Origin of the sequence: Paenibacillus cellulositrophicus (assembly GCF_009363095.1) — a bacterium.
Lineage (GTDB): Bacteria > Bacillota > Bacilli > Paenibacillales > Paenibacillaceae > Paenibacillus_AQ > Paenibacillus_AQ favisporus.
Map to the genome: position 1 here is coordinate 1,759,560 of NZ_CP045295.1, position 15,134 is coordinate 1,774,693.

8 protein-coding genes, 11 tRNA genes and 3 rRNA genes are annotated in these 15,134 nt (G+C 53.7%); 1 reads left to right on the plus strand and 21 read right to left on the minus strand.

The window, feature by feature from the left end:
• Nucleotides 1–22 precede the first annotated feature (22 nt).
• The 6 genes from queA to GCU45_RS08060 form a co-directional block, all read right to left on the minus strand.
• Nucleotides 23–1,051, minus strand: coding sequence for a tRNA preQ1(34) S-adenosylmethionine ribosyltransferase-isomerase QueA (queA, locus tag GCU45_RS08035; RefSeq protein WP_152398584.1), 1,029 nt, complete (start codon nt 1,049–1,051; stop codon nt 23–25).
• Between the two features lie 7 nt (nt 1,052–1,058).
• Entirely contained in the window at nt 1,059–3,185 is a 2,127-nt protein-coding gene (locus GCU45_RS08040; protein WP_152398585.1) for a SpoIID/LytB domain-containing protein, read from the minus strand.
• Nucleotides 3,186–3,262: 77 nt separating this feature from the next.
• Nucleotides 3,263–4,267, minus strand: coding sequence for a Holliday junction branch migration DNA helicase RuvB (ruvB, locus tag GCU45_RS08045; RefSeq protein WP_076176979.1), 1,005 nt, complete (start codon nt 4,265–4,267; stop codon nt 3,263–3,265).
• A 36-nt stretch (nt 4,268–4,303) separates the two neighbouring features.
• Entirely contained in the window at nt 4,304–4,918 is a 615-nt protein-coding gene (ruvA, locus tag GCU45_RS08050) for a Holliday junction branch migration protein RuvA (RefSeq protein ID WP_116229345.1), read from the minus strand.
• Nucleotides 4,915–5,418, minus strand: a complete 504-nt coding sequence (ruvC, locus tag GCU45_RS08055; protein WP_076176977.1) for a crossover junction endodeoxyribonuclease RuvC — start codon at nt 5,416–5,418, stop codon at nt 4,915–4,917. Before ruvC ends, ruvA begins: the two co-directional genes overlap by 4 nt.
• Nucleotides 5,419–5,537: 119 nt before the next feature.
• Complete coding sequence (locus GCU45_RS08060) at nt 5,538–6,431, minus strand: LysR family transcriptional regulator (protein WP_152398586.1); 894 nt, start codon at nt 6,429–6,431, stop codon at nt 5,538–5,540.
• A 127-nt stretch (nt 6,432–6,558) separates the two neighbouring features.
• On the opposite strand from GCU45_RS08060, the gene GCU45_RS08065 reads away from it, so the two are divergent.
• Nucleotides 6,559–7,626, plus strand: coding sequence for a branched-chain amino acid aminotransferase (locus tag GCU45_RS08065; RefSeq protein WP_152398587.1), 1,068 nt, complete (start codon nt 6,559–6,561; stop codon nt 7,624–7,626).
• 129 nt (nt 7,627–7,755) lie between these two features.
• Here the strand turns inward: GCU45_RS08065 and GCU45_RS08070 are convergent, their stop codons facing one another.
• The 15 genes from GCU45_RS08070 to GCU45_RS08140 all read right to left on the minus strand — a co-directional run bounded on the left by GCU45_RS08070 (nt 7,756) and on the right by GCU45_RS08140 (nt 14,776).
• Entirely contained in the window at nt 7,756–8,361 is a 606-nt protein-coding gene (locus GCU45_RS08070; RefSeq protein WP_244364475.1) for a BofC C-terminal domain-containing protein, read from the minus strand.
• Nucleotides 8,362–8,526: 165 nt separating this feature from the next.
• Nucleotides 8,527–8,600: transfer RNA gene (locus tag GCU45_RS08075), tRNA-Pro, on the minus strand.
• 23 nt (nt 8,601–8,623) lie between these two features.
• A tRNA-Leu gene (locus GCU45_RS08080) sits at nt 8,624–8,703 on the minus strand.
• 17 nt (nt 8,704–8,720) lie between these two features.
• Nucleotides 8,721–8,794 (minus strand) — tRNA-Arg (locus GCU45_RS08085).
• A gap of 19 nt (nt 8,795–8,813) precedes the next feature.
• Nucleotides 8,814–8,888: transfer RNA gene (locus tag GCU45_RS08090), tRNA-Gly, on the minus strand.
• Between the two features lie 17 nt (nt 8,889–8,905).
• Nucleotides 8,906–8,981, minus strand: a tRNA-Lys gene (locus GCU45_RS08095).
• Nucleotides 8,982–9,020: 39 nt separating this feature from the next.
• A tRNA-Asp gene (locus GCU45_RS08100) sits at nt 9,021–9,097 on the minus strand.
• 33 nt (nt 9,098–9,130) lie between these two features.
• Nucleotides 9,131–9,204, minus strand: a tRNA-Met gene (locus tag GCU45_RS08105).
• 83 nt (nt 9,205–9,287) lie between these two features.
• A tRNA-Val gene (locus GCU45_RS08110) sits at nt 9,288–9,363 on the minus strand.
• Nucleotides 9,364–9,482: 119 nt separating this feature from the next.
• Nucleotides 9,483–9,554 (minus strand) — tRNA-Glu (locus GCU45_RS08115).
• A gap of 19 nt (nt 9,555–9,573) precedes the next feature.
• A tRNA-Ser gene (locus GCU45_RS08120) sits at nt 9,574–9,665 on the minus strand.
• A 5-nt stretch (nt 9,666–9,670) separates the two neighbouring features.
• Nucleotides 9,671–9,746, minus strand: a tRNA-Asn gene (locus tag GCU45_RS08125).
• Nucleotides 9,747–9,755: 9 nt separating this feature from the next.
• A 5S ribosomal RNA gene (gene rrf, locus GCU45_RS08130) occupies nt 9,756–9,872 on the minus strand.
• Nucleotides 9,873–9,932: 60 nt separating this feature from the next.
• A 23S ribosomal RNA gene (locus GCU45_RS08135) occupies nt 9,933–12,862 on the minus strand.
• 361 nt (nt 12,863–13,223) lie between these two features.
• A 16S ribosomal RNA gene (locus GCU45_RS08140) occupies nt 13,224–14,776 on the minus strand.
• Together the 16S, 23S and 5S rRNA genes with 11 tRNA genes alongside form the textbook arrangement of a ribosomal RNA operon.
• Nucleotides 14,777–15,134: the final 358 nt, after the last annotated feature.

Consider the following 15,134-nt stretch of genomic DNA (forward strand, 5'->3'; position numbering starts at 1 on the left):
CTTATATGCCGATCAACCGGTCTTAATAGATAAACATCGCATCGCCGAAGCTGAAGAAGCGGTATCTTTCCTTCACAGCCTCCGCATATGCGTTCAAAATATGCTCGCGTCCCGCCAGCGCGCTGACCAGCATGACCAGCGTCGATTTCGGCAGGTGGAAATTAGTGATCAGGGCGTTTACGACTTTGAACGTATACCCCGGATAGATAAAAATATCGGTCCAGCCGCTGCAGGCTTCGAGCAGGCCGCCTTCAAAGCGCGTCCCGATCGTCTCGAGCGTCCGGCAGGAGGTGGTCCCTACGGCAACGATTCTTCCTCCGCGGGCTCTGGCCTCGTTCAGGATATCCGCTGTCTCCTGGTTCACCGAGTAATACTCCGCATGCATGACATGATCCTCTACGCGTTCAACCGACATCGGCCGGAATGTGCCAAGACCGACATGTAGCGTAATGAAAGCGACCGTCACGCCTTTGGCACGGATTTGATCCAGCAGCTCTTCGGTAAAATGAAGGCCGGCGGTCGGAGCCGCAGCGGAACCCTCATGCTTGGAATAGACCGTCTGGTAACGCTCCTTGTCGTCCAGCTTCTCCTTGATATAAGGCGGGAGCGGCATTTGACCCAGCCGGTCGAGAATCTCCTGGAAAATCCCTTGATAGGTAAAGGTCAGCTTCCGCTCACCCATTTCCCCCTCATCCTCTATGACCGCCTGCAGCTCGTCGCCGAACCGGATCACGCTGCCCTTTTTCAGCTTTTTCCCAGGCTTTACGAGCGCTTCCCAGGTGTCCTCCTGCAAATTTTTCAGGAGGAGCACCTCAGCTTTGGCCCCCGTCTCTTCTTTCACGCCGAACAGTCTCGCCGGAATGACCCGGGTATCGTTGAGAACCAGCGTATCGCCGGGCTGAAGCTCGTCTGCGATATCTTTGAAGGTGCGGTGGGCGATCGATCCATCCTGCTTGTTCAACGTTAACAGGCGGGATGCCGTCCGCTCCGGCAAAGGAGTCTGTGCGATTAATTCTTCTGGCAACTCAAAATCATATAAGTCTACATTCATCTGTTCGTCATTCCTTAACAATAGTTACATTCTGATAATAGTGTTTCAAAATGTCCTGGTACCCATACCCGGCGTCCGCCATTCCTTTGGCTCCCCACTGGGAGAGTCCGAGGCCATGGCCGTTGCCGCGTCCCACAAACAGAAACGCTTCCCCGGCTTCGACCCGGCGCGCCTTCGAATCCCCGTTCATGACGATCGTGCCTTTTCCAGCGATGGAAGAAGTCCCTGAAGCGGAAATGACCGACGTGTCGGACGTGCCGGAAACCTTCGTCGTTGTCCCGTTTGCGCTTAATACAGTATAGCTTCCTGTAGGTACAATATCAAACAATGTACTTGGCAGACCGTTCAAAGCTGAACGGAACATATCCGGATATTTCACATCTAAAATCTGCCCGTTGGCCTTAATTTGGATCGCCCGTCCGGACGGTCCCCGCTTGGTGACCTCCAGCGTGCTGATTGTGGAAGGTGCAGCCGTCGAGGTTTTGCCCTTCAGCGTTGCGACCAGCTCTGCCGAAGTGTAAGGTCCCCGAACCCAGTCGTAGGTTCCCGATTCCTTCACCTGCTCCAGAACGACGGCGGTATCGCCTGGGTTCATCTGCGCGGCAGGCTCGACGTTCGATTGAATGAGCGGAAGCGGACGCACGTTGGTGTTCTTGGCCGTCACCGTGACTTTTGCAAGTCCGGCAGCCGTCGCCGTGCCCAGTTCCTTGACGTTGTCCTCTCTGACATAACCGGTAATCCCGTTGCTGAGGAGAACGTGGTACCAGGTTTTAGCCCCGTTTTGCGAGGCTACGTCTTCCTTGCTCTCCACGGTGCCGAACGCAGCTCCACCGCTGTTCCATACCTCGGTCGGGTCTGCCGATGCGCCCCCGGCATTGGAAGAGAATACGGCCTCGACAACATTGCCGTTTTGCAGCAGCACTTCGCCCTGTGTGGCGTCTACGGCACCGATGACGCTTGGCGCTTCGGAGGCAACTCCGTTGTAAACTTGGCTGAGCGTCGTATCCACGACATCCGCCACCTTGAACTTATTATTGCTGCTGCTGATCTGGAAAGCAGCATAGCTGCGCGCAGCCACGGCTTGGGCTTTGAGCGACTCCTCCGGCCAGGACGACGGCACTTCGCCTCCGACGACCGCATAGAGGTATTGCTCAAAAGGCAGCTCGTTCACGAGCGCCAGCTGGCCGTTCACCATGCTGATCTCCATGCCGCCCCGGTATGTACGCCCCGATCTTTCCGCCACTTTAATTTGGTCACCGCTGCTGGTAATCAAGCCTTTGGCATTGGTCCCGCTGACCACGATATGTTTCACCGCGGCAGAACTTCCCGGGCTGCTCCCGGCATCACTGCGGATGATCAGCGCCGGCTGCGATGCATCCACCTCCGACAGCGTTGCCGCTGGAAGCTTTGCGCTTACCGCACTGCGTACCGCCGCAAGGCCGGATGCGTCTGCCGCTTCGCCGACCCATACCGCATAACGGCCGCCGCCGTCTCCGCCCGGCTGAACCGCCACAAACGCATCGGCGCCGGCTGCCTGGATTTGCTGGGCCGCAGCTGCCGCTTCAGCCTCCGATCCATAAGTCCCTGCCGACAAGTGATATCCGCCGGTCACGACCGGAGTCTGTCCGTTCAGCTGTCCCGCTGCGGTTTTCGCTGTCCGCGCTGCGGCATCGTTAGCCGCCTGCAGGCTCGCATACATGCCGGTATACACCTGATACACCGTTCCGGCACCCGTCGATGCGGCAAAGATGACCGGCTTGTCAGCCGTCGCGTTCAATTTTTTATAGGCATCCGCCGCCGTTTTGGCATCGGAAGTGGCGAGTACTTTCACGCGGAATCCATCCACGCTGAATTTAGCCGTCTCGTTAGCCCCGAAGGACACAAGAGCCGGAGCCCCCGCAGAAGCCGATACCCCTGCAGACCATGACTGTCCCGATGACAGTGTGACGACAGGCGTCGTTGATTTATAGGTACTTCCCAAGTCGAGGAACAAGCCTACTCGGATTTGATCCATGCTCGTTCCGGCGGCTTCTGCGGTCACAGCCGGCAGCTGCAGGACTCCCGTTGCCAGCACGGCAGCCAAAATCCCCTTGCTTCCCCACTGGCCCGCTTTCGTTCTCCACCAATTTCCCACTCGTCATTCTCCTCCCGCTTCTGTCTGAAAATGTGTTCGAACCATTTCACGTCCGGCAGCCTCGTAACAATTACTCTTTACTGGTCAGTCGGCATCGGCAGACCTAAATGCTGATAGCCCGCAGCCGTTACCATTCTTCCCCGCGGCGTCCGCTGGAGAAATCCGATCTGCAGCAGGTAAGGCTCGTATACGTCTTCGATCGTCTGGCTCTCTTCGCCGATGGTGGCCGCGATCGTATCGAGGCCGACCGGACCGCCACGGAAGCTCGTGATCATGGCGTGAAGCATTTTATAATCGATCTGATCCAGTCCTTTCGGATCGACCTGCAGCATCTTCAGCGACTCCTCCGCGATGGCCGGCGTAATCATGCCATCCCCCCGGACCTGGGCAAAATCCCGGACCCGGCGCAGCAGCCGGTTCGCGATCCGCGGCGTCCCCCTGGACCGAAGGGCGATCTCGTCGGCCGCATCCCCGATAATTTCGATGCCGAGAATGTCAGCACCTCTGGAGACGATGTAGCTGAGCTCGTCCACCGTATAAAACTCGAGGCGGCTGACGACGCCAAAGCGGTCCCGCAGCGGTGCGGACAGCAGCCCGGCCCGTGTCGTCGCTCCGATCAAGGTGAACGGGGGCAAGTCCAGCCGCACAGACCGTGCACTGGGCCCTTTACCGATCATGATGTCCAGCGCAAAATCCTCCATCGCCGGGTAGAGCACTTCCTCTACCGTCCGGTGCAGCCGGTGGATTTCGTCAATGAACAGCACGTCCCCTTCCTGGAGATTCGTCAGCAGTGCTGCCAGGTCTCCCGGCCGCTCAATGGCCGGCCCCGACGTCGTCCGCAGGTTCACGCCCAGCTCGTTGGCAATGATATTGGCCAATGTCGTTTTGCCGAGGCCCGGAGGCCCGTACAGCAGCACGTGATCCAGCGCTTCATTGCGCATTTTGGCCGCTTCAATATAAATCTTCAGGTTTTCCTTCACCTGGTTCTGTCCGATATATTCCGCAAGATAACGAGGACGCAGGCTAAGCTCTACCGCCTGGTCCTCCATCATCAGGTTTGCCGATATAATACGGTCATCCATTGCTATCGCTCCTCTTGTAACGCCCGCTTACCATAACTATCCCGCATAGAGCTGCTTGAGCGCCCGTTTCATTAAAATGTCCACCGAATCCCCAAACGCCGTGTCATCCTTGATCTTGTGCCATACCCGGTCCAGCTCGACGTCGGTATAACCGAGCGCCTTAAGGCCTTCGCGCGCTTCGGACCAAGCCGATCCGTCGCCTTCCACCGGTTCAGGAACGGCAAACAGACCTGTCGCCATAGCCGCCGTGCCAAAACCGTCGAGCTTGTCCTTCAGGTCCAGAATCATGCGCTGTGCGGTCTTCTTGCCGATCCCCGGCAGCTTGGTCAGGAACGTAATGTTCTCCTGATAAATGGCCGTCACGACATGATCCGGTGTGCCCCCGCCGAGAATGCCCAAGGCTACCTTAGGGCCGATCCCCGACACATCGATCAGCTTGCGGAACAGCTGCTGCTCCTCGCGCGTTGGAAAGCCAAACAGCAGAATGGCGTCTTCCCTGACGTGGTGGTGGGTATATACGGTGACCGGACCATCCGTCTTGGCAAACACGAAAGGGTTCGGGCAAAATACCCGGTAGCCTACTCCCTGCACGTCAAGCACAATGTACTCATTCTCCAGATGGACCACGGGTCCTCTCAAAAAATCGATCATTTTCTCAATACCTCATTTATTCTGGAATTTAACGTGTACGAATGGGCGTGGCAAATCGCCACAGCCAGCGCGTCGGCCACATCATCCGGCTTGGGCACCGCCTGCAGCTTCAGGAACATGCGAACCATTTCCTGCACCTGCTTCTTCTCCGCTTTGCCGTATCCGACGATGGCCTGCTTCACCTGCATCGGGGTGTACTCGGCGATCGGCAGCCCGCGCTGCGTTGCCGCCAGAATCAGAACGCCGCGCGCCTGACTGACGGACATAGCCGTCGTGACGTTTCTATTAAAAAACAATTTCTCGAAAGCTACCGCTTCCGGCTGATACTTATCAATAAGCTGGAGCATCGCCTCATAGACATGCAGCAGCCGTTCTTCATCAGGTGTATGGGCTTCCGTCTGAATGCATCCATACTGAACCGGAGTGACCTTACTTCCGTTTTTATCGATAAATCCGAATCCGACGATCGCAATCCCCGGGTCAATTCCTAAAATTCGCAAGTCATTTCTCTCCCTTGGTATAAAGCGAACATATGTATTCGTTCTCTTCATTATAATGTAAAACTTCATACCAAGTCTATGATTCTACTAAAAGAGGTATGCCTGCATCCGGGACCAGCCTACATAGACTCCGTCTCGGAAGGAGTGAACGTCCGGATGAGCTCGTTGATAAAAGCAAGCATCGCTGTACTCAGAAACGTCTGCTTCCGGTAAACGATGCCGACCTTTTTCTGGGGGACGGGATCAACGATCGGTACAGTGCGGATCGAAGGATCGGAGCCTTGTAAAAGGTAGGACCTGGGTAGTATGGTCGCGCCGACCCCGAGCCGGACCATCTGCAGCATGGAGTCCATCGTCGACAGCTCAAACGCCGGTTGAAGCTGCACCCCTGCTTGAGCGCTGTAGCTGTCCACCATTTGACGTACCAGAAACTTTTCAGGAAAAAGAATCAGCGGCACCTCTGTCAGTTGGTCCAGTTTCACAGTTGCTGCGGCCGCAAGGGGATGCTGCTTCGCCACAGCCAGGCACAGCTCTTCGGTATAGAGCTCTTTGCTGACCAGCTGCTCGTCCTCCAGCGGGAGAAAAACGACTCCAAGATCCAGCTTGTTAGCCAGCAGACCGGCCCTCGTTTCCTCCGTCGCCAGCTCCACGACCGAAATCGAGATGCCCGGCTGCTTCTGGTGAAAAGAAATCAGCGTCCTCGTCAGCAGATGGTTGCCTGAGCAGCCGATCGTCAGCCTCCCCCGCTGCATCCCTTTCAGTTCATTGATTTCGGACTGCGCCTGCTCCAGCTCATGAAAAATGTTCAGCGCATGCTCCTTCAGCGTTTGCCCCGCTTCCGTCAAATAGTTCCGTTTTCCGATCCTTTGAAAAAGGGGCATGCCCACCCTCTCCTCGAGCAGGCGGATTTGCTGGCTGAGCGTCGGTTGGCTGATGCCCAATTGAACGGCTGCTTTCGTAAAATGAAGCTCTTCGCATACGGCAAGAAAGTATTCCAGCAGGCGGAAATCCATAAGCCTCCCCCTTCACCCAAACCATAGTTAATAACTATTATTTTAATTGATAACATTGAATTGACCAATCATTTTTTATTCCCTATAGTGAGAATAATAAATTTTTATAGATGAGGTGAGCGTTGCTATGACACAAGAGATCAGCATTCAGTTAACAACCGAGCCGCGAACACGTCCGGACAGCGAGAAGCTTGGCTTCGGCAAGTATTTTACAGATCACATGTTTATGATGGATTATACGCTGGAGAAGGGATGGCATGATCCGCGGATCGTTCCTTACGCCCCACTGCAGATGAATCCGGCTTCGATGGTATTCCATTATGGGCAGGCTGTGTTCGAAGGTCTGAAGGCATACCAAACTTCTTCCGGCGACCTCCTTCTATTCCGCCCTGACAAAAACATGAAGCGGCTGAACCGCTCCAACGAACGCTTGGGCATTCCTGAAGTGTCGGGCGACTTTGTCATTGAAGCGATCCGCACCCTCATTAACATCGATCGTGCTTGGGTTCCGACGGCTCCAGGAACATCGCTGTACATCCGGCCTTTTATCATTGCTACGGAAGCTTGTCTCGGCGTGAGAGAGTCCCACACCTACCAGCTGATCGTCATTCTGTCGCCTGTAGGCGCTTACTACTCGGGCGGGCTTGCCCCGGTAAAAATTAATGTGGAGAGCTCCTATACCCGTGCCGTGCAGGGCGGAATCGGGCATGCGAAGGCAGCCGGCAACTACGCGGCAAGCATCAAAGCCCAAAGCAACGCCAAGAAAGGCGGCTACTCCCAGGTACTGTGGCTCGATGCGCTGGAAAAGAAGTACATTGAAGAGGTCGGCAGCATGAACATCTTTTTCAAAATCGGCGGTAAAGTGATCACCCCGGCCATTAACGGCAGCATACTGGAAGGTGTGACCCGGGCTTCGGTTCTGGAGCTGCTCGACAGCTGGAACATCCCGGTGGAAGAGCGGAAGATATCGATTGAGGAGATTTTTGAGGCCAATGCCAAGGGAGAATTGGAGGAAGTGTTCGGCACGGGGACTGCGGCTGTCATTTCCCCTGTCGGCGAATTATATTGGAATGACCGGCAAGTCCTCATTAACGACGGCCAAATCGGCCCATACTCGCAAAAGCTCTATGACACCCTAACGGGTATCCAGACCGGGCGGCTTCCAGATCCATTGAAATGGACGATGCCCGTTTAAGTCCCCATAGGATGAATAAAAAAAGCTTTCCTGTTCGCCTCATCGCTGGCAGGAAAGCTTTTTTCGTTTGCGTTCTATTCCTTTTATCGAAATTCCGTTTAAAGCAAAGGACATCGAACATCCCGGTCTTTACCCTTTTCGGGCATAATCGCTGAATGTGGACAGCACGCTGTTGTATTCGTCAATGTCCTGCACCCGGATGCCATCATAAAGCTGCTGCACGGCTCCGTTCGGCAGGGAGGATTCCATCGAGTTGATATCCAGTTGGAAAAAGGTTTTAATGACCTTTTCGTGTGTCGGCGGTCCCTCGAACAAGGTCAGATTCCCATCTTTGTCGAGGCTGATGTAAGCCTGTTCCTTACAGGTCGGGGAAAGATCCGAAATGGTTTCCTCAAACCGAATTTGTCCCTTCCCGGTAAACTCGCCTTTCCAGGTTGGATGCTCATTTATCAGGGAGTAGATGTCATCGCTGCTCAGTTGTCCGAGCACCTGTTCCTCCTCACCGCATATATAAACTTGGCGAACGGTTACTTCGTTTGTACCCTTCGTTTGATTCAGCGTCTTCCAGAATTCCGAATTATCTACAGTGTCGTCGGAACCTTCCGTCTGCTCATAATGCTGAAGCGTTTCAATGGCAACCGGCGGTCTCGTGCTGAGCAGGCTCTGTACCTGATCCGGAAGATAGGATCCGAGCCAGACCAAGGCAAGCATTAACGAAGAGATCCCCAGCGTCAACGCTCTGCGTCTCCAACGTCTCCATTGCTTTTGTATTTTCTTTTTAATTCGCGCTGCATTCACGGTAATCCCCTTCTATTCTCTATCTTTTTCCTTTATTGTGACCGGGGAAATACCAAATTATACAGCAAAAAACCACCGAAATTCATTCGGTGGTTGATCTGATCGGGACGACACGATTTGAACATGCGACCCCCTGGTCCCAAACCAGGTGCTCTACCAAGCTGAGCTACGTCCCGTTATTCATCTAAAAATGTTAAAATGCCGGTGAAGGGACTCGAACCCCCACGGTTTCCCTCACGATTTTGAGTCGCGCGCGTCTGCCAATTCCGCCACACCGGCTCGGTAAAACATAAGTACGCGCCCTAAGAGATTCGAACTCCTGACCTTTTGATTCGTAGTCAAACGCTCTATCCAGCTGAGCTAAGGGCGCCCGTAAAGGCAAAAAAAAATGGAGCGGACGACGGGAATCGAACCCGCGACCCTCGCCTTGGCAAGGCGATGCTCTACCGCTGAGCCACGTCCGCAAAACCAAAAATAAAACTGGTGAGCCATGAAGGACTCGAACCTTCGACACCCTGATTAAAAGTCAGGTGCTCTACCAACTGAGCTAATGGCTCTTAATTCAAGAGGATTCTCATCCCTGAAGCAATTTAAAATGGCGGAACCGACGGGATTCGAACCCGCGATCTCCTGCGTGACAGGCAGGCATGTTAGGCCTCTACACCACGGTTCCACGGCCTTTGGGATCTCCATCTTAAGGAGATAATTGCGGGGGCAGGATTTGAACCTACGACCTTCGGGTTATGAGCCCGACGAGCTACCGGACTGCTCCACCCCGCGTCATTAAAAGTATTTTGTTATTGGGGCCCCCGAAAAGTATTCGGAATTAACTTCGAAGGTTTCTGTTCACTTTTTGGGGATAATGGTGGAGGCTGAGGGGATCGAACCCCCGACCCTCTGCTTGTAAGGCAGATGCTCTCCCAGCTGAGCTAAGCCTCCATAATAAGTGACCCGTATGGGATACTCTCACTTCGATCGAGACTGCGATGCAGATGCTAACGAAGTAATGCTCCGACGAACCCTTTTTTGGATTCTCATCCCTGATGCTAATAAGAAAGTGACCCGTATGGGATTCGAACCCATGTTACCTCCGTGAAAGGGAGGTGTCTTAACCCCTTGACCAACGGGCCGCGCTTTTAAAATCCAAGCTGGCGGAGAGAGAGGGATTCGAACCCTCGAGACGCTTTTGGCGCCTACACGATTTCCAATCGTGCTCCTTCGGCCAACTCGGACACCTCTCCACAAGTGGCTCCCCGAACAGGACTCGAACCTGTGACAACTCGATTAACAGTCGAGTGCTCTACCAACTGAGCTATCAGGGAATATGTATCGCTTGGCAACGTCCTACTCTCCCAGGACCCTTCGGTCCAAGTACCATCGGCGCTGGAGGGCTTAACGGTCGTGTTCGGGATGGGTACGCGTGGAACCCCTCCGCTATCGCCACCAAACGTTCAAGTGTTTTGATCACCTGAAAACTAGATACGAAACGAATCTGCGAATTAATGTATTTGGATAAGCCCTCGACCGATTAGTATTGGTCAGCTCCATGCATTGCTGCACTTCCACCTCCAACCTATCTACCTCGTCGTCTACAAGGGGTCTTACATACTGGGAAATCTCATCTTGAGGGGGGCTTCACGCTTAGATGCTTTCAGCGCTTATCCCGTCCGTACGTAGCTACCCAGCCATGCTCCTGGCGGAACAACTGGTGCACCAGCGGTACGTCCATCCCGGTCCTCTCGTACTAAGGACAGCTCCTCTCAAATTTCCTACGCCCACGACAGATAGGGACCGAACTGTCTCACGACGTTCTGAACCCAGCTCGCGTACCGCTTTAATGGGCGAACAGCCCAACCCTTGGGACCTACTTCAGCCCCAGGATGCGATGAGCCGACATCGAGGTGCCAAACCTCCCCGTCGATGTGGACTCTTGGGGGAGATAAGCCTGTTATCCCCAGGGTAGCTTTTATCCGTTGAGCGATGGCCCTTCCATGCGGTACCACCGGATCACTAAGCCCGACTTTCGTCCCTGCTCGACTTGTAGGTCTCGCAGTCAAGCTCCCTTCTGCCTTTGCACTCTTCGAATGATTTCCAACCATTCTGAGGGAACCTTGGGGCGCCTCCGTTACTCTTTAGGAGGCGACCGCCCCAGTCAAACTGCCCACCTGACACTGTCCCCATACCGGATTACGGTACCAGGTTAGAACCTAGATACGATCAGGGTGGTATCCCAACGGCGCCTCCACCCAAGCTGGCGCTCAGGTTTCAAAGGCTCCCACCTATCCTGTACAGATCGTACCCAAATCCAATATCAAGCTGCAGTAAAGCTCCATGGGGTCTTTCCGTCTTGTCGCGGGTAACCTGCATCTTCACAGGTATTAAAATTTCACCGGATCTCTCGTTGAGACAGCGCCCAAGTCGTTACGCCATTCGTGCGGGTCAGAATTTACCTGACAAGGAATTTCGCTACCTTAGGACCGTTATAGTTACGGCCGCCGTTTACTGGGGCTTCGGTTCACAGCTTCGGGATTACTCCCTAACCGCTCCCCTTAACCTTCCAGCACCGGGCAGGCGTCAGCCCGTATACTTCGCCTTGCGGCTTCGCACAGACCTGTGTTTTTGCTAAACAGTCGCTTGGGCCTTTTCACTGCGGCCCCCTCGTGCTATTCACACTACCGGGGCACCCCTTCTCCCGAAGTTACGGGGTCATTTTGCCGAGTTCCTTAACGAGAGTTCTTCCGCGCGCCTTAGAATTCTCTTCTCGCCTACCTGTGTCGGTTTGCGGTACGGGCACCTTCACCTGGTTAGAGGCTTTTCTTGGCAGTGTGAGATCATGACCTTCGGTACTGTAATTTTCCCTCCCCGTCACAGCCCAGCCTTAATAGTGTGCGGATTTGCCTACACACCAGCCTCACTGCTTGGACGAGCATCCATCAGCTCGCGTCACTACCCTCCTGCGTCACCCCATCACTCATAACGGTTTACGGTGGTACAGGAATTTCAACCTGTTGTCCTTCGATTACGCCTGTCGGCCTCACCTTAGGTCCCGACTTACCCTGAGCGGACGAGCCTTCCTCAGGAAACCTTGGGCTTTCGGCGGATCAGATTCTCACTGATCTTTTCGTTACTCATACCGGCATTCTCACTTGTATACGCTCCAGCACTCCTTACGGTATACCTTCAACGCTGTATACAACGCTCCCCTACCCCTGATGCAAAGCATCAAGCCATAGCTTCGGTGGTGTGTTTAGCCCCGTTACATTTTCGGCGCAGAGTCACTCGACCAGTGAGCTATTACGCACTCTTTCAATGGTGGCTGCTTCTAAGCCAACATCCTGGTTGTCTGTGCAACTCCACATCCTTTCCCACTTAACACACACTTGGGGACCTTAGCTGATGGTCTGGGCTGTTTCCCTTTTGACAATGGATCTTAGCACTCACTGTCTGACTCCCGGTTACAAGTCTATGGCATTCGGAGTTTGACTGAGCTTGGTAACCCTTGCGGGCCCCGCACCCAATCAGTGCTCTACCTCCACGACTCTATTCACCGAGGCTAGCCCTAAAGCTATTTCGGGGAGAACCAGCTATCTCCGAGTTCGATTGGAATTTCTCCGCTACCCCCACCTCATCCCCGAATTTTTCAACATTCGTGGGTTCGGGCCTCCAGTGCGTGTTACCGCACCTTCACCCTGGACAGGGGTAGATCACACGGTTTCGGGTCTACGTCCACGTACTCATTCGCCCTATTCAGACTCGCTTTCGCTGCGGCTCCGGCTTCTCACCTTAACCTTGCACGGGAACGTAACTCGCCGGTTCATTCTACAAAAGGCACGCCATCACCCATAAATAGGGCTCTGACTTCTTGTAAGCACACGGTTTCAGGTTCTATTTCACTCCCCTTCCGGGGTGCTTTTCACCTTTCCCTCACGGTACTGTTTCACTATCGGTCGCTAGGGAGTATTTAGCCTTAGCAGATGGTCCTGCCAGATTCATACGGGGTTTCACGTGCCCCGCACTACTCGGGATCCGTCTCGGAGGGAACTGACTTTCGGCTACAGGGCTTTTACCTTCTATGCCGGGCCTTTCCAGACCTCTTCGCCTAACCAGTTCCTTTGTAACTCCACGTGAGACGTCCCACAACCCCGGCCAGCAAGCTGACCGGTTTAGGCTGTTCCGCGTTCGCTCGCCGCTACTGACGGAATCACTCTTGTTTTCTCTTCCTCAGGGTACTTAGATGTTTCAGTTCCCCTGGTATGCCTCCACATAACCTATGTATTCAGTTATGAGTGACTGACTATTACATCAGCCGGGTTTCCCCATTCGGACATCCCCGGATCAAAGCTTGCTTACAGCTCCCCGAGGCAGTATCGTTGTTCGCCACGTCCTTCATCGGCTCCTAGCGCCTAGGCATCCTCCGTGTGCTCTTAGTAGCTTAACCATTTGACTCCTGTTTTGCTCGATTCGTTTTCTTGTTTTGCGCTGCGCGCAAAGCCAAAGGCTCTCATCGTTCAAAACACTCGTCTGCTACTTTTAAAACTTAAACTTGTTGACACAAGTTCAGCTAAAAGGATATTTCTAAAACGCAGATTCGTTTCGTTATCTAGTTTTCAAGGATCAAATCATCCAGTCTTGCGACCGGACTTATAGCATACCAAATCCCGAATCGCTTGGCTAGAAGCAAGTTCTGGAAATCGTATGTGAGAGTTTGAACTCTCAAAACTGACCAACGAGTGAGTAACTAGCCGACCGGCTAGATTTAGTATTTGAATACTTCCGTTGCAGGAAGCGATTCTCCATAGAAAGGAGGTGATCCAGCCGCACCTTCCGATACGGCTACCTTGTTACGACTTCACCCCAATCATCTACCCCACCTTCGGCGGCTGGCTCCTTGCGGTTACCTCACCGACTTCGGGTGTTGTAAACTCTCGTGGTGTGACGGGCGGTGTGTACAAGACCCGGGAACGTATTCACCGCGGCATGCTGATCCGCGATTACTAGCAATTCCGACTTCATGCAGGCGAGTTGCAGCCTGCAATCCGAACTGAGACCAGCTTTGATAGGATTGGCTCCACCTCGCGGCTTCGCTTCCCGTTGTACTGGCCATTGTAGTACGTGTGTAGCCCAGGTCATAAGGGGCATGATGATTTGACGTCATCCCCGCCTTCCTCCGGTTTGTCACCGGCAGTCATTCTAGAGTGCCCACCCGAAGTGCTGGCAACTAAAATCAAGGGTTGCGCTCGTTGCGGGACTTAACCCAACATCTCACGACACGAGCTGACGACAACCATGCACCACCTGTCTCCTCTGTCCCGAAGGAAAGGCCTATCTCTAGACCGATCAGAGGGATGTCAAGACCTGGTAAGGTTCTTCGCGTTGCTTCGAATTAAACCACATACTCCACTGCTTGTGCGGGTCCCCGTCAATTCCTTTGAGTTTCAGTCTTGCGACCGTACTCCCCAGGCGGAATGCTTAATGTGTTAACTTCGGCACCAAGGGTATCGAAACCCCTAACACCTAGCATTCATCGTTTACGGCGTGGACTACCAGGGTATCTAATCCTGTTTGCTCCCCACGCTTTCGCGCCTCAGCGTCAGTTACAGCCCAGAGAGTCGCCTTCGCCACTGGTGTTCCTCCACATATCTACGCATTTCACCGCTACACGTGGAATTCCACTCTCCTCTTCTGCACTCAAGTCACCCAGTTTCCAGTGCGAACCAAGGTTGAGCCTTGGCCTTAAACACCAGACTTAAATGACCGCCTGCGCGCGCTTTACGCCCAATAATTCCGGACAACGCTTGCCCCCTACGTATTACCGCGGCTGCTGGCACGTAGTTAGCCGGGGCTTTCTTCTCAGGTACCGTCACTCCGATAGCAGTTACTCTACCGGACGTTCTTCCCTGGCAACAGAGCTTTACGATCCGAAAACCTTCATCACTCACGCGGCGTTGCTCCGTCAGGCTTTCGCCCATTGCGGAAGATTCCCTACTGCTGCCTCCCGTAGGAGTCTGGGCCGTGTCTCAGTCCCAGTGTGGCCGTTCACCCTCTCAGGTCGGCTACGCATCGTCGCCTTGGTGAGCCGTTACCTCACCAACTAGCTAATGCGCCGCAGGCCCATCCGCAAGTGACAGATTGCTCCGTCTTTCATCATTCCCTCAGGAGAGGAAATAAGATATCCGGTATTAGCTCACGTTTCCGTGGGTTATCCCAGTCTTGCAGGCAGGTTGCCTACGTGTTACTCACCCGTCCGCCGCTAACCATCAGGAGAGCAAGCTCTCCATCAAGTCCGCTCGACTTGCATGTATTAGGCACGCCGCCAGCGTTCGTCCTGAGCCAGGATCAAACTCTCCAAGAAAGTTGGAAGAATCTGCTCACCCGAAGGGAGTAGCTTTCCAACGAAAGTTTGTAGCTCATTTTGAATCTGACGAGATTGATTTAATCTCAATCGCTCCGGTCATAAGACCATCGCGTTTATACTCACTCGTTGTTCAGTTTTCAAAGATCAAACTTCGTTTCGTTACCGCCCAGTGTTTCAGCAGCAACTCTTATAATATATCACAGACTCGATAGATTTGCAAGACTTTTTTTAAAGAAGTTTTTTTCTATCAAATCTCATTTTCCCCGACCTGCTAACTCGTTAACTCGGCCGGACTTATAATTTATCACAGTTCTCACTACTGCCGCAACACACAAAATATTCCATCGAATATTCA

What these genes read in the sequence shown, in the direction of transcription:
- GCU45_RS08065 (WP_152398587.1), top strand. Translation starts at nt 6,559, where the DNA reads ATGACACAAGAGATCAGCATTCAGTTAACAACCGAGCCGCGAACACGT.
- GCU45_RS08060 (WP_152398586.1), bottom strand. Translation starts at nt 6,431, where the DNA reads ATGGATTTCCGCCTGCTGGAATACTTTCTTGCCGTATGCGAAGAGCTT.
- ruvA (WP_116229345.1), bottom strand. Translation starts at nt 4,918, where the DNA reads ATGATCGATTTTTTGAGAGGACCCGTGGTCCATCTGGAGAATGAGTAC.
- queA (WP_152398584.1), bottom strand. Translation starts at nt 1,051, where the DNA reads ATGAATGTAGACTTATATGATTTTGAGTTGCCAGAAGAATTAATCGCA.
- ruvB (WP_076176979.1), bottom strand. Translation starts at nt 4,267, where the DNA reads ATGGATGACCGTATTATATCGGCAAACCTGATGATGGAGGACCAGGCG.